The organism is Aquimarina sp. AU58 (assembly GCF_900312745.1).
GTDB classification, from domain to species: domain Bacteria; phylum Bacteroidota; class Bacteroidia; order Flavobacteriales; family Flavobacteriaceae; genus Aquimarina; species Aquimarina spinulae.
Map to the genome: position 1 here is coordinate 74,714 of NZ_OMPD01000008.1, position 23,527 is coordinate 98,240.

Here is a 23,527-nt window from a genome sequence, read left to right on the forward strand (position 1 = left end):
ATTGATTTAATTATATGCTATAAACAAGTAAACCTCACAAGTCTATAAAACGTGTGAGGTTTCATTAAAAAAATCTATTCTATGCTACGCTCTTACGAGATAAGCAACTTTACATATTTCGTCTATACTGCCCTCCTACTTCAAACAGTGCTGACGTAATCTGGCCTAAAGAACATTTTTTACACACCTCCATCAAAGCTTCAAAAATATTCTGGTTACTGATTGCTTTTTGTTGTAGGTTTTTTAGTAGTTCTATCGTAGAATCAGCATTTCCTTTATGCAATTCGTTTAGCATTTTGATCTGATATTGCTTCTCTTCTTCTGTTGCACGAATTACCTCTCCTGGTGTTACCGTTGGCGATCCTTTAGAGCTTAAAAATGTATTCACTCCAATAATAGGAAACTTTCCATTATGTTTCAATGTTTCATAATACAAGCTTTCTTCTTGTATTTTACTACGTTGATACATGGTTTCCATCGCCCCGAGCACTCCTCCTCGTTCTGTAATTCTGTCAAACTCTTCCAATACCGCTTCTTCAACAAGATCTGTTAGTTCTTCTATAATAAAAGATCCTTGAATTGGGTTCTCGTTTTTAGCAAGCCCCAGTTCTTTATTGATAATCAATTGTATTGCCATTGCTCTACGCACAGATTCTTCTGTTGGTGTGGTAATGGCTTCATCATAAGCGTTGGTATGCAATGAATTACAATTGTCATAGATCGCATATAACGCCTGAAGCGTCGTACGAATATCATTAAAATCAATTTCCTGAGCATGTAATGATCGACCCGAAGTTTGAATATGATATTTCAACATCTGGGCTCTAGAATTCGCTCCGTATTTATCTTTTAAAGCTTTTGCCCATATTTTACGTGCAACACGACCTATAACTGCATATTCTGGATCAATACCATTAGAAAAGAAAAAAGATAAATTAGGCCCAAATTTGTTAATATCCATTCCGCGGCTTAGGTAATATTCTACATAAGTAAAACCATTTGCCAATGTTAATGCTAACTGCGTAATTGGATTTGCACCTGCTTCTGCTATATGATATCCAGAAATAGATACCGAATAGAAGTTACGCACTTGTTGATCAATAAAATACTCTTGTACATCTCCCATCAAACGCAATGCAAATTCTGTAGAGAAAATACAAGTATTTTGTGCCTGGTCTTCTTTAAGTATATCTGCTTGCACTGTACCACGAACAGTGTTTAGGGTAGTAGTTTTAATTTCATTATATACATCTGCAGGTAGTACCTGATCTCCTGTAACACCAAGAAGCATTAATCCTAATCCATCATTACCTTCGGGAAGTTCGCCTTGATATTCTGGACGTTCTACACCTTTTTCGGCATATATCTTTTTGATTCTTGATACTACTTCGTTCTCAAGATTATTTTCTTTAATATATTTCTCACAGTTCTGATCGATAGCCGCATTCATAAAGAAACCTAGTAACATTGGAGCAGGGCCATTAATGGTCATACTCACCGAGGTCATGGCATGTGTTAAATCAAATCCAGAGTATAATTTCTTTGCATCGTCTAGACAGCAAATCGACACTCCTGCATTACCAATTTTACCATAGATATCGGGTCTTTGATCCGGATCGTTTCCATAAAGTGTTACCGAATCAAAGGCTGTAGAAAGTCGCTTAGCGGGCATTCCTAAACTCACATAGTGAAAACGTCGATTGGTACGTTCGGGGCCTCCTTCTCCAGCAAACATACGTGTTGGATCTTCTCCGGTACGCTTAAAAGGATATAATCCAGAAGCATAAGGAAACTCGCCAGGTACATTTTCTTGTAAGCACCACTTCAGGATATCTCCCCAGGCTTCATATTTTGGTAAGGCCACTTTAGGGATCTGACTATGCGACAAAGATTCTGTATGGGTTTCTATTTTAATTTCTTTATCTCTTACCTTAAAAGAATAAATAGGGTCTTTATATTTTTTGACTTTAGCAGCCCACCCGGTAATAATTTCCCAATTATAAGGATCAAGATTAAGTTTTACTCTATCAAACTCTGCCAAGAGTAATTTCAAAAATGATGCATTATCCTCATTTTTCACATTCTGAAGATTCTCTTCATCAATTCCATTCTTAGACAAAGCAATAGAATCGACATTAGCAACGCTACAGATCGTTTTATAAATACCATATAATTTTTGTGCAACTTCTACCTGAGTATTTGCAGTTTTATCATATGCTCTGTTATTTTCAGAAATTTCTGACAGATATCTAGTTCGGCTTGGCGGAATAACAAATATCTTTTCAGACATTTCTTTAGAAATATGAAAATCAGATTTCAATTCTACTCCTGTTTTCTCTACAATTTTATCCATAATTGCTTTGTAGAGTGTGTTCATTCCCGGGTCATTAAACTGCGAAGCAATAGTCCCGAATACTGGTAATTCATCTTGTGGAATATCCCACAATTGATGATTACGCATATATTGTTTTTTTACATCTCGCAATGCATCCAAAGAGCCTCTTTTATCAAACTTATTGATAGCTACCAGGTCTGCAAAATCCAGCATATCTATTTTCTCTAATTGTGTTGCAGCACCAAACTCTGGTGTCATTACATATAAAGAGGTATCGCTATGTTCTAAGATTTCGGTATCAGACTGACCGATTCCCGAAGTCTCAAGAATGATAAGATCAAATTCTGCTGCTTTAAGCACTTCTATAGCTTCTGCTACATACTTAGACAATGCCAGATTAGATTGTCGTGTAGCCAGAGAACGCATGTATACTCTTGGAGAATTAATAGCATTCATTCTAATTCTATCTCCAAGTAGTGCTCCTCCCGTTTTACGTTTAGAAGGATCTACAGAAATTAATCCGATTGTTTTTTCAGGAAAATCAATCAAAAACCGGCGAACCAACTCATCTACTAATGATGATTTACCGGCACCACCCGTACCAGTAATACCCAGAACAGGTGTTTTAGATGTTTTATTTTTTATATGAATTTGGTCTAAAGTATCCTTAGCGACTTCAGGAAAATTTTCTGCAGCAGAAATAACTCTGGCAATAGAACCGATTTCTTTTTCTGCCAGATGCTCTACTTCTCCATTAAGGCGATCTCCTATAGGAAAATCTGCTCGCTCTACCAGATCATTGATCATCCCCTGTAATCCTAATTCTCTTCCATCATCAGGAGAGTATATACGAGTAATCCCATAATCCATCAGTTCTTTGATCTCTTCGGGAAGGATTACTCCACCACCTCCGCCAAATATTTTAATATGAGTTGCTCCTTTTTCCTTTAGCAAATCATACATGTATTTAAAATATTCGTTATGCCCTCCTTGATAAGAAGTCATCGCGATAGCATTAGCATCTTCTTGTATGGCACAATTCACAACCTCTTCTACACTGCGATCGTGGCCTAAGTGAATGACTTCTACTCCTGTAGACTGGATAATACGTCGCATAATATTAATAGCGGCATCGTGTCCATCAAATAATGAAGCTGCGGTAACTATTCTTACTTTATTCTTGGGTGTATACGGTGTTTTTTGTTCCATTGATAATAAAAAGTGGTTTTAATGCTGCCAATTTACGAAATATGCATCAAAAAGGATTATTTTTTTAGAATTATATAATTTATTTAACCTATCTAATGCTTTCATTATTTATAGTTCAAATTTAATATTAATTATCCTATGTTTTCTAAAAATCATACATTGATCAGGGCAATACAGTATAAATCCATAAGAAAATAAGGATAATTAGTAAAACTTAAGAAAAAACAATTTCTAAAATCAGTTCAATAATAGTAAGTTTATGTCCTGAGAAAACACAAGTCATAATGAAAAAAACAACCCTATTAATTAATTGCCCCGACAGAAAAGGAATTATTGCAACCGTCACCAATTTCATTCTGGCCAAAAAAGGGAATACAATATATATAGAACAGCATGTAGATCGTGAACTAAAGGAATTCTTTATGAGATTAGAATGTGAATTTGATGAAGATGAAGAAAAGCTAGCACTATTTAAAGAGTCCTTTACTACACATGTTGCAGAAAATTATAATATGCATTGGGAAATGTATAATGCCGAAAAAAAGCCTCGAATGGCTCTTTTTGTTTCTAAATATAATCATTGCCTTTATGATATTTTGGGAAGATATGCCTCTGGAGAATTAAAAGTACATATCCCTATTATTATAAGCAACCATGAAGACCTTAAGCCTATTGCTGATACTTTTGATATCCCATTTAAACATATCCCAGTAACAAAAGATACCAAAAAACAGGCTGAAACACAGCAAATAGAACTTCTTAAAGAATATAAAATTGATTTTATAGTTCTGGCTAGATATATGCAAATTATTTCTTCCGATTTTATAGATCAATTTCCTTATAAAATTATAAACATACACCGTTCTTTTTTACCTGCTTTTCCTGGAACAAAACCATATCATTCTGCTTACGAAAGAGGTGTAAAAATCATTGGTGCAACAAGTCATTATGTAACTCCTGATCCAGAAGGCGGGCCTATTATCGAGCAAGAGATTGCACGTGTATCCCACATTCATAATGCAGATGATTTTATGCTTAAAGGCCGAGATCTCGAAAAAATTGTATTATCGCGAGCCATTAAACATCATCTCGAAAGAAAATTGCTAGTTTATAATAATAAAACTGTTGTTTTTTCTTAAAGTGGAAACGCTATTAAAATATACTTCTGTTTCGAAGTACAGGACATTACAACCAGGAGACTGGTTTTTACAAATATTTACGCTGCTTTAACCATTTTACCATTTTAGGATTGATTTTATGCCTTGGTAATTTTCTAAGTGGTTTGATCTTTGCACTGTTCTGTATAAGAAGAGTAACCATCTCTGTATGATTATATAATACAGCGATACATAGTGGTGTTTCTGTATATGACCCGGTGTGAATTCCATGCTCAATCGGCACCTTATATGCTAATAATATTTTTGCTGCTTCCAGAGCATTTTCTTCTGCCGCTATCATCAAAGGTGTCTTATGGAAGTAATTTGGTGTGTTAGGATCTGCCTCATGATTTAGCAACAATTCTACAATAATTGCATTATTTTCTCTAATCGCAGATATAAGCGGTGTTTCACCTAAACCAAACACATCTGTGTTCTGAAAATTGATATCTGCCCCAGCATCAAGAAGTATATGGATTAGTTTAATATTATTTTTAATAACTGCCATATTTAACGCAGAAAAACCTAATTCGGAAGTCATATTTACATCCACTTCTATTTGTAGTAAATGCTTTACTAACAGAATATCTTCTTGAGCACAAGCTTCTACCAAAGATATTGTTTCTTGCTTTTTTTTATCACCTGGAGTATTAGGTAATTTCATGTTGTTTTCCTGAAGCATCCGTAGCTTTTTATTTATTTTGAAATTAGTTATAAAAATAAGTCAATACACAAAAGTATTATCCCCCATTTTCAGTGATTTTATGTTTCAAATTTTAATACTAATATTTATAGTTTTTATATAGGAAAAACATCCTTAGTATTTGCAAAATGATATCCTTGTTCTTCCAAGGTTGTTCTTCCTTTGTAATCTTTTTGAAGTACCGGATTCGAATGATTAAAATGAATAAATATTATTTTTGATTTTACTTCTTTTGATTCATTTTTAAATAAAGCAATGGTTTCTTCGATAAAAGGATGTGGCACCTCGGACATTGGCCTTGGGATTTCTCCGTTTTTAAAGAAAGTGGCATCAATAAAAGCATAATCCACTTGTTTAACCTGATCAACAATATTTTTCTCCCAAAGAGACCACTTATTAATATCTGGGATAAATAATGCTTTTTTATTATTTCCGATAATTTTATACCCTACTGTTTCAGAATATTCATCCCTATGAGGCACCAAAAAAGGAATAACTTGTATCGCGCTTGTTAAGGTTAGTGTAGAATCTGCTTGTATAGGTCTAATAGCTATATTCTGCAAAGAGACTAATTGCGACCAAGGGCCATTAGTTTCTAAAAAAGATTGCATTCTTGGCATTGCATACACAGGTATTTTATTTGCTCCCATGGCTTCTCTACCAAAATGCATCAACCCTGTATAGTGCCCTATATGGGCATGTGTTAAAAACACTCCATCAATAATAGCATCATTTTGTAGATGTTCATTATCTAAGACCGCTAATTGTTCTGGCATATCTGGTGTTGCCTCGAATATAAATTTTTTATGGTTTTTCTTATCAATCACCCCCAATGCAGTAACCAATTCTTTATCTGTCAGACCTTTTTGAACAGCTATATATTCGTTTGTATTGTTAATATGAGGAAACCCTCCGTCCTGCGCAATTCCTAATACAGTTATGTATTGATCAAATTCATTTTGTAGAACAGATTGGCTTTTTATCGATACTTTTTCATTTTTACATGAAATAATTAGAGTAGATAGTATTAAAAAAATTAAATTTGGTTTCATCTGGCTACATTTATTAATTTTTAAAGGTCAGGTAAAATTCGCAATACGTAATTATGATTTAATATCAATTTTATTTTACTAACGTATTTAACATAGTTATAATCACAATCTCAAATCTAATAAGAAATCATGAAACAAATTTTTAGTATACTCGCTATCTTTTTATTATCAAGCTGTGCAGAGTTACAGCAAGTTGTAAATAACCTTCCGCAGACTACCGGAGGTTTTGGGTTGAGCAATATTGACATCTCTAATGGGTTAAGAGAAGCTTTAGATAATGGCATAGATAAGCAAGTCACAAAACTTACCCAAAAAGATGGTTTTTACAGAAATCAACTTGTTAAGATTCTTCTTCCGCAAGAATTACAAAAAGTAGATAAAACATTAAGAGATATTGGATTAGGCAAACTCGCAGACGAAGGATTAAAAGCAATTAATCGTGCTGCAGAAGATGCTGTAAAAGAAGCAACACCTATATTTGTAGGTGCTGTAAAACAAATAACGTTTAATGATGCCAAACAAATACTGTTAGGTAATAACAGGGCAGCTACTCAATATCTTGAGAGTAAGACTCGTAATCAACTATATCAAAAGTTTAATCCTGTAATCAATAGATCGTTTTCTAAGGTTGGTGCAGACAAAATTTGGTCTAATATCATCACAAAATACAATGCTATACCTCTTACAAACAATGTTAACCCAGACCTCACCGATTATGTAACGGGCGAAGCTCTTAAAGGAGTATATGCTATGATCGCAGTAGAAGAGCAAGAAATCCGAACTAAGCTTAGCTCTAGAACAACTGATTTATTGCGACGGGTATTTGCTCTGCAAGATCGATAAAAGCCTAAACAAGTCTCTTAATTGTTGTTGATTAAGAGACTTATCTATATTTATCACAATTTTAGACTACCTTAACTGATTCTTAAGAAACCACCTTTTTATTATCCAGTATCTTTGCAGTATTAATGTAAGAGAAGAAAAATGTTTGCCTGGTTAAAGAACAAAACTGAATTGCAAAAACTACAGTATACCTACTGTAAATTAATAAAAAGTGCTTATAAATTAGCACTTACAGATAAAAACAAAAGTGATCAGCTTCATCAAAAAGCTGATAAAATTTTAATTCAAATAAAAGAAATTGAAGGGCAATCTTCCTGATGAATATTTGACACTCCTAAGACCGTTTAGTACTGTTTTTTAAACATAAAGTATGGGCTAATTTCATACCAATACACTTCATGCATGGTATAGAAATAGTTGTCATGTACAAAATTTTCTATACTTCATGAAGTGTTCTAAAATATGTAAAAGCTTCTGCAAGTCGAGACCCATACCATGAGAAATATTCTCCATCAACCAAAATAATCTTTGCAGTGGTTGTATTTTTCAATTCATCGATATGCTTTTTTGAAAAAGGATATGGTTCAGAGGATAACATGATCAAGTCTAAATCTTGTATTGTTCTAAGTTCCTCTTTTGAGATTTCTGGATAACGATCTTTATTGCCAAAAACATTTACAAAACCATTTACTTTTAGCAGATGATCTACAAATGTGTTTTTACCGGTTACCATCCAGGGGTCTTTCCATATAAAATAGGCTACTCGTTTTTGGGGCATCCCAGATACAAAATTATCAAAAGATTCTTTTTCTAACCTTATTTTAGATATCAGTGTATTTGCTTCCACTTTTTTGTTAAAAATATCCCCATATTGCTTAATCATTTCTATAGCTTCTGATATAGAAAAAATATCTGAAACATGTACTGGGTATTCTTTTTCAAGATATTCTACTATTTCTCTTGTATTCTCTTCCTTATTACAAAGAATAATATCAGGATTTAGCTTTTTAATTTTTTCGTAATTGACTTTCTTAGTCCCTCCTACAATAGCTTTTTGATTTCTTATCGTTTTTGGGTGAACGCAAAATTTGGTAACCCCCACAATATGATCTGATATTCCTAACGAAACTAATAACTCGGTTTGCGAAGGCACTAAAGAAACAATACGCTTTGGATGCTTTAGAAATTCAATTCTCCTACCTAATTGATCTGTACATATCATATCGCTGGTCGTGTTACATTTTATGAATTCTTAAAAATTATAAAAAAAAATCATAAATACTTAATAATTAGATACTTAAAAATAGGATTTTAGAAATTATCTTCTTATCTTAGAAGATATTAATATTAAAATTTTGGGGCTATGAGTTCAATATTACTAAATGTTATCATTTATGGTATAATGGCATTTTTCGTTATTTTTATTGCATACGGGCTTTATGGGTATGCAAAACATGTTTTTAACGCCAATAGACGTTAATTCTATCCTTTTGGAAAGGAACAAGAGTATACACTATTCTTGTTCCTTTTTTATTTTTATTATTTCAGGATATTTTCCATTTGTTTTTGAAGTTCAAGCGCTTTTTCTGCTGCTGCTTCAGCATAATCAGTTCCATCTGAAGCATATATAATGCCTCTAGAAGAGTTGATTAACAGTCCTACCTGATCATTCAATCCGTATGTACATACTTCTTGTAAATTTCCGCCTTGTGCGCCTACACCAGGAACCAAAAGAAAGCTATCTGGTATAATTTTTCTAATTTCTCCAATAAACTCGGCTTTGGTTGCGCCAACCACATACATTAAGTTTTCAGAGTTTTTATATGATTTAGAAACTTCTAATACCTGCTTGTACAATTCTTTTCCCTCTACATTTTTTGTCTGAAAATCAAAAGCGCCCCGGTTAGATGTCAATGCCAGTAAAATCGTGTGTTTATTTTCGAAAGCTAAAAAAGGTTCTACAGAATCTTTACCCATATAAGGGGCAACGGTTACAGAATCAAATTCTAAGTCTTCAAAAAAAGCTTTGGCATACATTGTACTTGTATTACCAATGTCTCCTCGTTTGGCATCTGCAATCGTAAAAACCTCGGGATAATTTGCATTTAGATAGGTAATTGTTTTTTCGAGAGATTTCCACCCTTTGATACCGTATGCTTCATAAAAAGCTGTATTAGGTTTATAGGCAACAGCAAGATGGTGCGTTGCGTCTATAATGGCTTTATTAAACTCAAAAATAGGATCTTCTTCATTTAATAGATGCTTAGGGATTTTATTTAAATCCACATCTAATCCTATACATAAAAATGATTGTTTTGCATGTATTTGAGCAACCAGTTCCTGAGTTGTCATATTAATTGTATTGATCTATTGATTAACATTATTCTTTACCCTCTACATAATCCTGAAGATAACTATATCTTTCAGTTAACTTTCCACCTTTGGTCATTCTTGCTCTTTCGAGAATACCATCTTTATCATCATTAAAAAATGCAGGGATTACATGTTCTAAAAACATGTCTCCAAATCCTGTACTGGCATCTTTAGGTAATTCGCATGGCAAATTATCAACTGCCATTACTCCAATTGCATTTGGATCTGTAGCATCGGTTTCGGTTTCGGTTTGTGGATTATAGCCATATATCGGATCTGCAATTGTAGAAGATCTAATTGTAGAAGCAACCGGTCCATCGATATCACATGAAATATCTGCTACCAATTTGATATTAAAACCTTCGGATTTTGCATCTTCCCTGGTAAAAATATAAGGTGCTCCGTCTCCAAAGAAGTGGCCTGCAATATACATATCACTTACTTCTGCAAATCGCATGAAATCTCCTTCATATTCTTGTGGGTTGGTATAAAAATCACCCTTGTCTATAGTACGCCCGTCTTTGCGTTTATTATAATCCAACACATCGATTTGAACATAAACAGGTTCATCAAATGTAGCATTCAGGTATTCATCTATAGCAACTTCTCTGATATTCATAGCATCGATAATCTCTTTGGCTCCACCTCCTACTTTTCCGTTTCCGGTAAGTACAATCTTTATATTGGGTAGCTCAATTTTCGATAATTCAGACTCTAATGCTTTTTGATCGTTCAGTGTTTCGGCCTTTGGTAAGGTAAAAGTATCAAACTTAAGTCCCCAGGCTCTAAATCCATTATACGCACCAACGATCCCAGCGTATTTTCCAAATCCTATTAACCTAAAACCATTTTGTCCTACAATAACTTCATGGTCATATAGCTCTATATTCTTTTCGAGAATTGCTTTTAGTAAATCCCTGTTATACGATTGCTTTTTGATCGTATGCGAAAAGAAAAAATATTTTTTATTAGGTAATAAAGCAGCAATAGGCACTTCTTTTACACCAAGCAGTACATCACAATCTAACAGATCATCAGAAACGGTAAAACCTGCTTTTTCATACTCAGAGTCATCAAAAACTCTAACATGAGAAGGTTCTACAATAAAAGAGGCTTGAGGAAATTTGGTCACTACTGATTTTAGGCCATTTGGCGAAAAAACGACACGACGATCTGGCGGGTTTTTTCGCTCTTTAATGACACCGAACTTAGTCATATGAATTGGTATAAATTTTGTACTAAAAAACGAGGGTAAAGATATGATAATTATGATTATATTTGCTGCCCGAAAGTATTTTTGGTCAAATTGAGAGCATATTTTGTTTTCTAAAGAAATATAATGATCAAATTTCGGAAAATACTACTGGGGTCGACTGGTTTTGACAGCGAGATTAATAAGGTAGTAAGCACGTCGAGCGCTGAGATATAGCTCGTAAATATCATATTTCACTTTTTTAAACGGCGAGAATAACTACGCCCTAGCTGCATAATCTGAATTCTAGTAGGATAATGCCTCGGTCTACAAGGTAGACAAGCAGGATACTCTTCAAAAGCCTTGGTTTATGGCGTTTGGTTTTGAGTATCGTAAAAATAGACCTAGAAATTATAGGATCTTGATATAATTTCGAAACTTAATTGAGAATAAGCGATAAGTTGGCGGTTTTTGGTCTTTCCTATCGACGAAAATTAAACAAAAACTAAACGTGTAGAAAGCTATTGTATTACTTGTTTGGACGAGGGTTCGAATCCCTCCGACTCCACTACAAACCTGCCAAATGGCAGGTTTTTGTGTATCCGGAGGATTCGGCCAATGCGCCAGCTGGCTCTTTCGCTGCAAATGTCCTCAGGACATTTACTGATCGCTACAGCCCTCTTCGACTCCACAAAAAAAGCCTTGTATTTATTATTATACAAGGCTTTATTTTTTTAGGTGGTAAAATCGGTAACTAAGATAGTATATCTTATTAACGTTTATTATCAGGACAAATATACCTTCTACTTATCCATTAGTATAATGTCATCATTTATACTAGACCAGTACTCTAATGAATGAATAGTTGAAGTCGAATTCAGATTTTTAATTTTAAATACCTTTTTTAATCGATACTCTACTCCGTTTAGTATCATTTCTTTTTTATTACTTTCTTCATTTTCAAAATGAGTCATCTGCATTATAATGTATTTTTCTTTCTCTATATGTAAGAACGACAAGTCTCCTTCTCTATAAAATTTAGATACATTTACCTGTGTCTTTCGCTCTTGGCTATAACCACATAAGGATATTAAAAGAATAAATACTATAATTATGTTTCTCATTTGTTTATTAAACTTTAGTTTTTTAATTTTTTTCTATACTTTTTTACTTAAGTCATGAAAATATAAAAAATCCTATAATTCCCCATTCATTTACTATAGTTTTATTCAATCCCTTCTTTATTTTTTGTAATACCTATGTATTTTTATCAGAATCTCGAATTATTTTTATGGTTTTTTGCTTTAGCATAAACTCTATAGAACCATCCAGAAAGGATCCTTTTATTTTTTGAATGGAAGAGTTCTGGTTAAACTTGACAATCGACATGTATTGTTTTTCGTCGCAATATCAGTTGAAGAATGTTTTAACAAAAGGGCAGAAAACCATTATTTTATTCATGCATTAATTAATATATTTATCCTAATTCGCTTTCCAATTCAGAAATGAAATTATCTAGCAATGTTTCTTGTTTATCTTCCATTATTTCCTCATGCATCACTTCATCTTCTTTACTTGGGTTGTATAAATCGCTTGTATGATATTGTACAAAGAAATCTATTAAACTTGTCAATTCATCATATTCATCTGAATCAAAATCATAATTAAACAAATGTCCATACTTAACACCATAATGATTAAGATAAACACTAAACTTTGTTAATTTAATTTTAGCAACTTCGAATGTAATTATTTCATTTACAGTTAATTCGATATTATGCCCTTCTATTTTTTCTTTAAGAGCATCACTAAGGCTATATCCAATAAATACATTTTGAAATTCCACTCTGTTTTGAACTAATTCCTGAAATGCCAAAATTCTTTGTTCTGATTCAAACAATTCTCTTTGATTTTCTACTGAATTTCGTCCGATTTCCATAGAAATTCTTCCCAAAATTAAAATACTTGCAATCCCAATAATAGGGCTAATAACGCCTCCTATATAATGACCAAATGCCCCCCAATCAGCAGGGGTTTTGGATATATTATAATTATAAAAATTACCTATATAAATGGAAATTGCAAAAAGTGCAATCACAATAAGGATTACTATAAACACTAAAAAAGGTCTATTATTCATCTAAATATTAAATTAATTTATAAAACATTAGAATATTATTCAATCATGTTTTTTCCTACTTTTTAATGAAACATGAGAAGATATAAGTCTAAGAATAATACTTAAAATAAGGCCAAAAACAAAAAAGTTATGAATTGCATACACAATATTGGCTAACTTCGTTATTGGTTTCATGTTACTATTGGAATTTATATTCAAAGAATAAGGTAAGATTTTTCGATAATTCCAAAAATCATCCTTCTCATCTATTATTTCCTTCTTTTTTTTGTAAGTGCCTAATTCTTTATTCAAAATAGTTATTGAATTCTTAAAGAAATCCATGAAAGTAATATCAATAGTATTATTATCGTTATGACCATTCAAATAAGGCATTTTAAACAAAAACTTACCAGATTTATCACATAATATCAAATAATGAACATTTTCACGAGGTCTCATTTCAGCATAAGGATACACTAAAAAATCGTTTAACATTAATACTCCATAATTATAAGGGATAAACAAAAGTTTATTCAAATTTTCATTATTCTCATCAGTTATTATTATTCTAAGAATTTCAAGTTTTTCACTTATTTTAACCGGTTTGAATTGTTGATCAAGCTGCCTTAAAGATTCAGTTTTATTCTCCTTTGAAACAATTGAATCAAACTTGATACTATTTTGGTCTTCTTGTATCAACCATAAGTATATAAAAGGAAAAAAGATTAAGTGTAAAAAGACAAAAACCGAAAACATCCTTAAAATTATCTTGAATTTACTTAATCTGGAAAAAGTCCATAGTCCTAACGGGAAAATTAATATAATAAGCGCAATTAGAAGATCATCATAATATTCAGTTTGTAATATTGATATAAGCAGACTCCCTAGAACAGGAATTAATAATAAATAATTCTCTTTCCATTCCTTAAATATTGATAAATTGTTCTTCATTTTAATACTTTATATTCAAAAAAGATGAATAACTTTGATTATTACTTCAATTTCGATGTAATTATCCGCATATGTCGAATACAGATAAAATTAATAAAAATGTATTAGTATAATGAGGAGATATTAATATTTCAACATAATATATCTCCCAATAATACCTCTTATATTTACATTATTACATCTTACAAGCTATACTGAAAATTTTATCCTGACGGGAAACCGTAAGGTTAAAGCTGTATTGCTTTTTGTTGCAATATCAATTGAGGTGGGTTTAAAAAATTTGAATTTCACACAAGAATGATCTTGTATTAAATATGAAATTCATGAAATCTGGTCAAATAACATTTTACGAATATCATCACGAATTTGAACCTCATACTTAAGTACTTCTTTAAATGAACTAGAACTATCCGATTGAAATAACTTTGTTAGTTCGCGCTTTTCTTTTAGTAACTCTTTATATTCCTCTAATTCATCGGCACTTTTTTTATTATTAAAAATTTTCTTATCAATACCATTTAATTTAACATAAAAGGTTCTAGTAATTTGTTCGTGAATAATTGTCGCTTTGTCTAATTCAAAAATTAAATTACGAAATTTTTTATTGTCAATAAAAAGCCCCAATCTACTCTTACTTAGCCTATATTGATTATAGAAATCATTTATTAATCCAAGAAGTTTTTCAATTTTTGCTTCTTGATAAGAATCTACAAAGAAAACTTCTACATCCGATATGCTATTTAACCAAATAGAATAATCTTCGTAGTATTTCAATAATGCATTCCGCCTTGCACTTTGTAAACTAAATTTATTTTGGTTCATTAAATCTAATTCAGACTTAATGAATTGAGTTTCCTTCACAAAATCAGCTTTAACTCCCTCTATCTTTTTAGTAATTACTTCAATATTTTGTTTTGTTGCTAGATCTTCACCTGTTTTTTTAGGTAGCTTTTTCCAAAAATAAGTAGAAGACCTATGACTACTTGTATAACTAAAATTAGTGAATTGATAACATTGAAATTCCAATCTATATTAATCCCTGTCATAAAATTTATAAATAAGTTGATTAATGCTTTGTGAAATTAGTTAATTAAACTTCTTCAAGCAAATAAACTGATTTATAAGAACCCTTTTTCATCGTCTAGTATTTTGAGTAATACCCTATTTAGCTTTTATTTAGCTCAAACTTGTTCCTAAAAATTAAGAGATTTAATGTATATTTAAAATTAAAAGATTGGTAATCAGATAAATTAATTCAAAAACCTTAATTTATAGTATTATGAATATTAGTGAAATCATATCAAATACTAAGCTACTTTTTTTCTTTTACTTTATTATAAATGCGGGATTTAGTCAATCAAATCAAAAAGAGAGAATGATTTGGGATACCATCCAAAGTGTGTCGCAAAATTACGGTTTAGACACTAAAGAGATATTCTTTAATTATACACTGAAAAAATCTAATTTACCATATAACAAAAAGCTTTTAGGTAAATATGAAGACTTGAAAAAGAAGTATTATTCTAAAGACAATTTCAAAGATAGAAATTATGAGCTTGTACGTTATTTAAGAAAATATGTTGGTTATGTAAAATATGGTAATGAAGTAATTTCATCGTTTTCTTTTGACCTAAATAAAGATGGTAAATCAATTTCAGTTAAATTAATTGATTTAACTGAAGCTATTACCATTAACCTAGACCATATTGATAAATCATCTATTATGTATAATTTCCCAATTCCCACCTATGAATATTATTACACGATAAAATTTAGTGGTAAGAATTGTATAAATTCTCGTACGCAAGAATATTTCTCAGGAGAATTACAATTTAGATCTAATTCTTCTTTTAAAACACCAACTACTCAGGAGGAAAAGATAGTAAAAAAGGTAAAAAATCTATTATTCTACCAATAATGAAAATTGAATTGGTAAAATCCCAGAGATAAGTAAAATAGAAGGGGTTTAGGTTATTCAATCCCTTCTTTATTTTTTGTAATACCTATGTATTTTTATCAGAATCTCGAATTATTTTTATGCTTTTTAAAGAGACTAATTATATCTGTGATTTTTTGACGAATACATAATATTAGTTACAATTACCATCCAAATCACACGCATCTCCTTTTGTAATTTCTAAAGCTGGATTTTCTTTTTCGTACTCACTCCATGCTTTTTCTATTACTTGTAAAAATGCTTCTGGAGATTGAGCCCCAGAAATTCCATATTTATTATTCAAAACAAAAAATGGCACTCCGTTTACGCCAATATTCTTAGCCTCCATCTGATCTTGTCTTACATGATATGTATATTCATCAGAAGCCAACATTGTTGCTGTCTCTTCTTTATCCATTCCTATAGAACCTGCCAAATCCGCCAGGTATGTTATATCGTCTATATTTTTACCTTCCACCAAATATGCACTCAATAAGGCCTCGCCCATAGCTTCTGCACAACCTTTGGTTTTTGCAAAGTGAATCAATCTATGTGCATTAAGAGAATTTGCAGTTACCGCATTTTCTATACGAAAATCTAACCCCACTTCTTTTGCCATTTGAGTTGCATTACCAAATAATTGCTCTGCGTTTTGTCTCCCCATTCCCTTTACATCTGCATAATAATCTATAGTACCTATATGAGGCTGTGTTTTTAAATCTGGATCTAACTCAAAGCTTTTCCATTCTACTATTACATTATCTTTATGAGCAAAACGCTCCAATGCTGTTTCGAATTTCTTTTTTCCGATATAACAAAAAGGACATCTAATATCCGACCAAATACTAATTTTCATTATGTTTCTTATTTAATTTCATAGAATAAAGTCATTTTGACTTTATTCAATACAGTAATAAATCGAATTAACTATTTTAGAGCACACAAAACAATCAAAACCAACACTATACCTAGTATCTAATAAACAAATATATAATAGTAAAAGAAATAATGATGTATAAACTTATAACAAAATATAGCTAAAAATCTCACTACGTAAAGTACATTCTAAACAGAGTGATAATGTATCATACATTTTATTAAAAAAGCCCTCTACTTACCTCTCATTTTCTTTTGATAACCTTACATTGCATAGTAGTGTTATACATTATAGTAGAAAGATCAAAGTTTTATTAACCATAGAAATTGACAAATCAATGTTCGAGGATTTGCGAAGTATTGGAAGAATAAGAAATGTTTTTACTCATACAAATGTTAGTGGTAGAATGATACTCTAAAAAAACTTCTAATATTGATAATATAACCCATCCAAAAATACTTTTAGGACTATACTACTTTCATAACTCAAGTCAATGCATATTTCGTATAAAGTCATTTTCTTTACTTCTCTTATATGCATATACTATTAAAAAAGACATAGGCTATAGGTGTCTATAAATGTCTGTAGTTAATTAATAACAATTAAATTAAAAAAAATGTTAAACAAAATAAAAAGTCTAAATGAAGTAGAAACACTTAGCAAAGTACAGCAAAAAATAATTCAAGGAGGACATATCCCCACTGTAAGTCAATTTTGTACTAATCCTATTTTGTGGCTTTCCAGGTATCCTTTTTTAGCAAATGATCCTGCATATCAGTGCTAAATTTGTATACTGAAACACTTAAGAGTCTCTAAGTTAATAGAGACTCTTTACCCACTGTATTTAGCTGTCCTCTTTTGTACCAAAAGTAGTATCGAGCTGTTTAGGTTTATCTATAATTTGTATGAGTTAATTTTTTTTTAATGAACAAAATAAATTATATCAAATGGGAAGATTACATTTCTTTTTTTCAGGCAAATAATGTAAACCAATCTGCAGATAGAAAGATGAGTGATTTAAACTTTTCTCAAAAAAAATCAGTATTTAATGATAACCTAATGGGTAATGGAACTATTATAAATCTCCCCATAAGGGATGAAATAAACCTATATTATTTCGATGTTTTATTTAATAAAGAGTTAACTATTGAAAAAAAAAATGATACTGATATGATCTGTTTTATTTTTTGTTTAGAAGGCTGTATTAACTGGTATAATGAATATGGAGAGAAGAAAACACTTATCAAAGGTAATTTTGCTTTTTGTAAGATAATAGAAAGGATAAGTTTATGGAATATCACTCCCAATAAAAATACTCCACACGAAATAGTAGCGATATCATTTAGCATAAATTCTTTTATCGGTTTTTTGGGAGAAAGAGTGAATTTACTTCCTGTAGGAATAAAAGAAGTTTTTTTGAAAAAAAACAAGCTTTATAAGATCAGTCCCATGTCTCATAACCTATATCTTGAATTAAAACTTGAAAAATTTGAGCCTAAAAAAGATGTTTCTCATCAGCTATATATAGAAAGTTGGTTTTATAAGCTAGTATCTTATGTCATAGGTGAGTTTAGTATTGATGAAGGGCAGAAACATAGGAAGAAACTTGAAAATATAAGTTTGTTAGCTCGCATCTGTGATGACATTAAAGCAGATATCTTTACTACACCTTCCTTAATTGTTTTATCAAAAAAGTATGAAATACGTGAAGATGATATTATTCATTTATTTAAAAGTGAACTGAACACTACTCCTATTCGATTTTTGCAGGACTATAGGTTACTAAAAGCCAAAGAATTGCTGGTTTCTGATCAAGAAGATGTAAATACAGCAGCTTATTCTGTGGGCTATAGTAGTGTAAGTTCTTTTTCTAGAGCTTTTATGAAAAAATTCGGTGTAAGGCCAGGTACTTTGAATTCTCGTAAGTAAAGCCGGACATAAATCAATTCTTTTTGGACATTTCTAATTTCTAATGACTTACGATTTTTGTCTAACTGAATTAGATCATCTATTCAGTAATAAAACTCTAATTATTTAATTACTTATTCTATAAATTATGGAAAAAAAATATTTATTGACCGGATTATTATTGCTTTGGATTACAGGGAACTTATTTGCACAATGGAACACCTCTTCAGGCGGAACAAATATATACCGTGTACCCGGAAATGTAGGTGTAGGTACCTCTGCTCCAAAAGCCAAACTGGATGTTAAAATTAATCATAACTTTTTGGTCGAAAATGAATCTGGATTGAGGCTTACCTATCCTATTCCATCTCTTCCTCCTAATGGGGCTTTTATTATTAATAAAAGTATTTTTGAAATCAGACAGGAAACAAGTTCATCAGGAAATTATTCTACTAAAATGGTGGTTAAAAAAAATGGTAATGTGGGAATAGGGGTATCTCATGATGATCCTTTATTAAATAAGGAACGGGTAGTCATCACTGACAATAATCCTGAAAAAATTGATCTACATGTGAAAGGTTTTGAACTAATTGATGGTCTACGGGCATCATTGTTACTAGGAGCTACTTCAGGAGCTCCGTATGGACATTTTGGGATGGAATATACTAAAGGAGGATTGAATTTTTGGAAACCAAACCAGAATGGTGGTCACCAGACTACACACCTTCTTTTTATTTCAGATAATGGCAATGTAAGTATCGGTACTGATAATTCTAAAGGCTATAAATTCGCAGTAAAAGGAAATATGATCGCCGAAGAGATAAAGGTTAAATTACATGGCAATTGGCCCGATTTTGTATTCAATAAGAAGTATGACTTAATGGATTTAGAACAGGTAGAAACCTACATCAATAAAAATGCCCACCTACCCAAAGTACCGTCTGCAAGAGAAATAGAAAAAGACGGTATTAATCTAGGCGAAATGAACGCACTACTTTTACAAAAAATTGAAGAACTTACTCTATATGTGATACAGCAAAACAAGAAAACCAAATTACTGGAGGATAAAATAGCAACATTGATGCCTAATACGATACAACAAGACCAAGAAAGAAAAACACCTAAATAGGCAATTTGGTGATATGCAATATATAGTAGAGAAACACCTGAAGATGATCATCATCAATGCGTGTTTTGTGTAATCAGCATAATTAAACTAAAAATGAAAAAAACACAAATAATATTTATACTATACATATTCCTTTTGCTTCCACAATGGTTATCAGCGCAAACCCATTCGCTGAACCACAAGAAGTACTGGTATTATAGGTTTCGCCTGCAAGAAAATTTTATGAAAACAGGTAAGGAACAAGGAGCTTCACAGATTGCTAACCAAAGAGGAATACATACCCCCGATGGTGCTTTGATGTTTGGTGATCAGACAATTAATCTTGGGTATTATATGTCTATTCTAGCAATGGAATATCATATGCTGGCCAGTAATAATCAAAGCACAGAAAATACATTAGAGCAATTGTATTATACATTGCATGCGATTAATCGCTTAGATGAAAATGCAGAAAGTCCTTACCGTGATTTACAGAATGGGCAAAGTGTTAACGGGTATCCTACTCCCCAAGAAGATGATCTTAATGGTTTTTTTGTGAGAGATGACGTACCTCCCTCCTTTGTAGCGGATAACTCGGAACACTTTACGCAATCTATTGTACCCTCACAATCTTCTCTTTTAAACGAGCAGGTTGATTCGGACTGGGAGGTCTTGATTGGGGCTGACCCCGGAGACCCCAATGACCCCCATCGCGAAGCGAATCAAATGAGCCAGGATCAGGTATACTATATCGTCTTGGGGATATATATGATCCAAAGATTTATTCCTCCTCAGGTGGATTTTAACGGGGAGGCTTTTCAGGATGGGGAAATTTCAATCAGGGAAGAGAGCAAAAAAATATTGCGTAGGATTGTCAGACATATTAGCGGTAAGTCGTGGGGAGCAGGAGAATTTTATAACTGGAAAATTATTAACCCTGTTACAGAAGCCCCTGTAAATTTGGGGCAAGACGTAACACTTTTTTGCTATGCATTAGCTTCTATATCTTGTGAGATGTCAGGAAATACTACGTTATGTAATGAATTCCATAATGTATTCTCTGTAGCTCCGTTATTGGGGATGGGATTGTGGTTAGGAGTTCCTAGTACTGGTATATATATATCATCTAATGATAATGCCCATATGTATGCGATATTACGAGCTATGATGGGTGGTCTTGGTATTGCCGATTATGCTGGTTGTGCTGCTAGAGACTTTCAACATGTTCCTTTGGTTAAACAAGTACTTCATGGAGGGACAAACCTTTTTAATAACAATAACTATGTAGATCTCTTGAATGCAGCACCCTGTGAAGGGCCTTATATGTATAATTGGGCAGAAGGTAGTTCTACACACAACTCAGCACACTTTGAATGGTCTACTCCAGATCGTCTGATTCATCCTAAAAGAAGAGGAGGAACAGAGCATAATCATTTTCCTGGCGAATACCCTGGATTGGATTATATGATGTACCACAATTTATATTATACCGTAAAAAATGAGTTGTACAATGCGGTTAATTTGATTGATAATCATATTACTGTTACATTACCAAATGGAATATTCGGCACCCAAACTTGGCCACTTAAATTAAATTACTTTAATACTCTTGTAGCTACTAACGTGATTAATAATAATGCTAAAGTAACTTATCATGCCGGTTATGAAATCACCCTTAAGCCTGGATTTACCGCTTATAATGGAGCTGATTTTCATGCCAAAATAGCTCCTTTTGAATGTTCTGAAGAGGGAGAATATAGAAACAATCCTTCTGCGGAGTATATAAAGGGAGTAAACATAGATAAATTTAGACCACATGATATCGTCCAACCGGTTGAAGATTATTTTTATTATTTCGATGAAAGAGATGATACTGATACCCCTGATCGTAGATCAAGAAATACAATAGCATCTAACAAATATGAAACGGTAGACGGCAAGAATCTTCCTAGTATTTACCCTAACCCCACTACAGGAAAATTTACACTTTATCTTCAAGAGATAGATGGTAAAAATAACTATGACATAACACTATTAGACATAATGGGCAAAGTTGTAAATAGTAAAAGAAATATTAAATCCAATGAAATTAATATGGACCTTTCACATAGGGAAAATGGAGTATACACTATAGTAATCAAAACAAATGATGATGTTATCACAAAAAAAATAGTAAAGTACTAAATCTTATACTTTGATAGCACATTTAGTGTATCCAGTAAACGACCAGGTTGTTCGTTGTATAAAAATAATGAATAGCCCCGATTATGTCGGGGCTTGGTTTTGCAGGGAGGGAGCGATGGTGGGCAATCAAACTAAACTCCCTTCAAATTTGATGAGTATCTTTATGATGACACTAAGGTTTATGAGTAAATATTCTTGGGACAAACCTACAAGCATCCAAATGAAAACATTTTTTAGACCTCCAAAGTAAGTTTCGAGGTATTAAACCTAAAACTCCGCTGAGAAAACGGAATTAGCTTAACTGTCTATTTTGAATACATTGCTACGCAATTTTTCAAAACTGAGTTTCACTAATAAACTAAATATAAAAAAAGAAAATCAACTTGACCTATAAACCAAAGGTGTCGATATTAAAATTAAAAAGTAGGAAAAAAGCATATGAGTATTATACTAACAGAATGATGAAAACAAATACAACTAAAATGATAAAAAAGGTAAAAAACTTAATCCCAAAAATACCTCCTTCTATCCTAAATGATAACCATAATTGATATTTTATACTGGTATTACAAACAATAATTTTATTTATATTTTTGTTTTATAACAAAAGTGTGTTTTTGAGAAGAAATAACTATCTCAATTTTATAATTACTTATTTATTTGAGTTAAATATTTTTTTTCGTATAATTCTTCTTTTTAGGCGGGACAGGCTTTCAGGTTTTATTCCTACATATTGAGCAATATAATACTGAGGAATTCTATTAATTAACTCTGGAGTTTGGTTTAATAAAGTTGTGTATCTTTTTTCTGGGGAAGTTGTTAATATTGACTCGGTAATATTTTCCATTATCATGAATAAGTTTTCGTAAAATCTTTTTCGATAGCTATTCCAACTAGGGATTTTATATGTTAAATCATCCAGGTCTTTTTTAAAACACATAAAGAATTCACAATCTTCTATAGCTTGAATTGTAAGTTTCGAAGGTTTTTGTGATAAATAACTTTTAAAATCTCCAACACAATCTCCTTCCTTAAAAAACTGAATGATTCTTTCATTTCCCTCAATTGTATAATAGCTCCTTAAAAGTCCTTTTACCAAAAAAGCTTCAAAATCACATACTTTTCCTTGAGGAAGGAGTATTTCATTAGATTTTAGTGTTATAGAAAAGTGTTTATTTTTTATAGTATCAATTTGTTCCTTTGTAAACGAACCGTTACTTAACATTTGATCTAAAGCTTCAGGATTCATATCATTTGGTGTTTTTAACCCTCTTTTATAAATTTAAGAAAGATAGTTTTTCAGTATTTTTATCTAATTTAGAATAGTATTCTAATGCTTCAATCTATTTTTTTACTCCTAATTTCTCGAATTATATTTTTTATAAAAACCGAATATGGCGACCCTCACTATTGTTTACTTTTGCTATTTGATTTAAAAATGGGATGTGTTTTTTAAAAATTGTATAATTCAATTTTGATGTATTAAAACATTGTTTGTTATGAGTGTCTTAATATTTTTTCGCTAACTTTTCTAATTCTACCATTTAATTATTCTTTATAGAGTATAGTTATAAAATTAC

At 31.8% G+C, this 23,527-nt stretch carries 20 protein-coding genes and 1 other RNA gene; 9 read left to right on the forward strand and 12 right to left on the reverse strand.

Annotation, left to right across the window (positions count from 1 at the left end; all coding sequences use genetic code 11):
* Positions 1-109: 109 nt before the first annotated feature.
* On the reverse strand, positions 110-3,544 hold the full coding sequence (locus DK441_RS04715) for a methylmalonyl-CoA mutase family protein (protein WP_109097720.1): 3,435 nt from the start codon (positions 3,542-3,544) through the stop codon (positions 110-112).
* 284 nt (positions 3,545-3,828) lie between these two features.
* Between DK441_RS04715 and purU the strand changes: the two genes are divergently transcribed.
* On the forward strand, positions 3,829-4,683 hold the full coding sequence (gene purU / locus DK441_RS04720; RefSeq protein WP_109097721.1) for a formyltetrahydrofolate deformylase: 855 nt from the start codon (positions 3,829-3,831) through the stop codon (positions 4,681-4,683).
* Between the two features lie 67 nt (positions 4,684-4,750).
* Here the strand turns inward: purU and DK441_RS04725 are convergent, their stop codons facing one another.
* Both DK441_RS04725 and DK441_RS04730 read right to left on the reverse strand, forming a co-directional pair.
* Positions 4,751-5,383, reverse strand: a complete 633-nt coding sequence (locus tag DK441_RS04725; protein WP_109097722.1) for an ankyrin repeat domain-containing protein — start codon at positions 5,381-5,383, stop codon at positions 4,751-4,753.
* Between the two features lie 116 nt (positions 5,384-5,499).
* Positions 5,500-6,456: an MBL fold metallo-hydrolase gene (locus DK441_RS04730; RefSeq protein ID WP_109097723.1), complete on the reverse strand. Its 957-nt coding sequence runs from the start codon at positions 6,454-6,456 to the stop codon at positions 5,500-5,502.
* A gap of 129 nt (positions 6,457-6,585) precedes the next feature.
* Between DK441_RS04730 and DK441_RS04735 the strand changes: the two genes are divergently transcribed.
* Both DK441_RS04735 and DK441_RS27245 read left to right on the forward strand, forming a co-directional pair.
* Positions 6,586-7,299, forward strand: a complete 714-nt coding sequence (locus DK441_RS04735; protein WP_109097724.1) for a DUF4197 domain-containing protein — start codon at positions 6,586-6,588, stop codon at positions 7,297-7,299.
* A 141-nt stretch (positions 7,300-7,440) separates the two neighbouring features.
* Positions 7,441-7,617: a Lacal_2735 family protein gene (locus DK441_RS27245; protein ID WP_109097725.1), complete on the forward strand. Its 177-nt coding sequence runs from the start codon at positions 7,441-7,443 to the stop codon at positions 7,615-7,617.
* A 118-nt stretch (positions 7,618-7,735) separates the two neighbouring features.
* On the opposite strand, the gene DK441_RS04745 is transcribed toward DK441_RS27245, so the two are convergent.
* The 3 genes from DK441_RS04745 to DK441_RS04755 all read right to left on the reverse strand — a co-directional run bounded on the left by DK441_RS04745 (position 7,736) and on the right by DK441_RS04755 (position 10,888).
* Positions 7,736-8,521, reverse strand: coding sequence for an ABC transporter substrate-binding protein (locus tag DK441_RS04745; protein ID WP_109097726.1), 786 nt, complete (start codon positions 8,519-8,521; stop codon positions 7,736-7,738).
* Between the two features lie 317 nt (positions 8,522-8,838).
* Positions 8,839-9,651, reverse strand: a complete 813-nt coding sequence (gene pyrF, locus DK441_RS04750) for an orotidine-5'-phosphate decarboxylase (RefSeq protein WP_109097727.1) — start codon at positions 9,649-9,651, stop codon at positions 8,839-8,841.
* Between the two features lie 28 nt (positions 9,652-9,679).
* Positions 9,680-10,888, reverse strand: a complete 1,209-nt coding sequence (locus tag DK441_RS04755; RefSeq protein WP_109097728.1) for an NAD(P)-dependent oxidoreductase — start codon at positions 10,886-10,888, stop codon at positions 9,680-9,682.
* Between the two features lie 149 nt (positions 10,889-11,037).
* Here DK441_RS04755 and ssrA point away from each other — a divergent pair.
* Positions 11,038-11,435, forward strand: a transfer-messenger RNA (tmRNA) gene (ssrA, locus tag DK441_RS04760).
* 232 nt (positions 11,436-11,667) lie between these two features.
* Here the strand turns inward: ssrA and DK441_RS04765 are convergent.
* The 4 genes from DK441_RS04765 to DK441_RS04780 form a co-directional block, all read right to left on the reverse strand.
* The gene (locus DK441_RS04765) at positions 11,668-11,988 is read right to left on the reverse strand and encodes a hypothetical protein (protein ID WP_109097729.1); all 321 of its coding nucleotides are present in this window, start codon (positions 11,986-11,988) and stop codon (positions 11,668-11,670) included.
* A 353-nt stretch (positions 11,989-12,341) separates the two neighbouring features.
* Complete coding sequence (locus tag DK441_RS04770; RefSeq protein WP_109097730.1) at positions 12,342-13,004, reverse strand: ABC transporter ATP-binding protein; 663 nt, start codon at positions 13,002-13,004, stop codon at positions 12,342-12,344.
* A gap of 39 nt (positions 13,005-13,043) precedes the next feature.
* Positions 13,044-13,934, reverse strand: a complete 891-nt coding sequence (locus DK441_RS04775) for a hypothetical protein (RefSeq protein WP_109097731.1) — start codon at positions 13,932-13,934, stop codon at positions 13,044-13,046.
* 321 nt (positions 13,935-14,255) lie between these two features.
* Positions 14,256-14,960, reverse strand: a complete 705-nt coding sequence (locus DK441_RS04780; RefSeq protein ID WP_109097732.1) for a hypothetical protein — start codon at positions 14,958-14,960, stop codon at positions 14,256-14,258.
* Positions 14,961-15,213: 253 nt separating this feature from the next.
* Between DK441_RS04780 and DK441_RS04785 the strand changes: the two genes are divergently transcribed.
* Positions 15,214-15,852, forward strand: coding sequence for a hypothetical protein (locus DK441_RS04785; RefSeq protein ID WP_109097733.1), 639 nt, complete (start codon positions 15,214-15,216; stop codon positions 15,850-15,852).
* Between the two features lie 172 nt (positions 15,853-16,024).
* On the opposite strand, the gene DK441_RS04790 is transcribed toward DK441_RS04785, so the two are convergent.
* A complete protein-coding gene (locus tag DK441_RS04790; RefSeq protein WP_109097734.1) occupies positions 16,025-16,726 on the reverse strand; it encodes a DsbA family oxidoreductase in 702 nt (233 codons plus the stop codon).
* Between the two features lie 637 nt (positions 16,727-17,363).
* Between DK441_RS04790 and DK441_RS26440 the strand changes: the two genes are divergently transcribed.
* The 4 genes from DK441_RS26440 (at position 17,364) to DK441_RS04805 (ending at position 21,947) form a co-directional block, all read left to right on the forward strand.
* The gene (locus DK441_RS26440) at positions 17,364-17,531 is read left to right on the forward strand and encodes a hypothetical protein (RefSeq protein WP_160111954.1); all 168 of its coding nucleotides are present in this window, start codon (positions 17,364-17,366) and stop codon (positions 17,529-17,531) included.
* Between the two features lie 140 nt (positions 17,532-17,671).
* Positions 17,672-18,676, forward strand: coding sequence for an AraC family transcriptional regulator (locus DK441_RS04795; RefSeq protein WP_109097735.1), 1,005 nt, complete (start codon positions 17,672-17,674; stop codon positions 18,674-18,676).
* A gap of 127 nt (positions 18,677-18,803) precedes the next feature.
* Positions 18,804-19,784 (forward strand): hypothetical protein, encoded by a 981-nt coding sequence (locus DK441_RS04800; RefSeq protein ID WP_235015709.1) that lies wholly within the window; start codon positions 18,804-18,806, stop codon positions 19,782-19,784.
* 222 nt (positions 19,785-20,006) lie between these two features.
* Positions 20,007-21,947: a T9SS type A sorting domain-containing protein gene (locus tag DK441_RS04805; protein WP_160111955.1), complete on the forward strand. Its 1,941-nt coding sequence runs from the start codon at positions 20,007-20,009 to the stop codon at positions 21,945-21,947.
* Between the two features lie 652 nt (positions 21,948-22,599).
* Here DK441_RS04805 and DK441_RS04815 read toward each other — a convergent pair.
* Positions 22,600-23,196 carry a Crp/Fnr family transcriptional regulator gene (locus tag DK441_RS04815; RefSeq protein ID WP_109097739.1) on the reverse strand — a complete coding sequence of 199 codons (597 nt, stop codon included), beginning with the start codon at positions 23,194-23,196 and terminating at the stop codon, positions 22,600-22,602.
* Between the last annotated feature and the right edge of the window lie 331 nt (positions 23,197-23,527).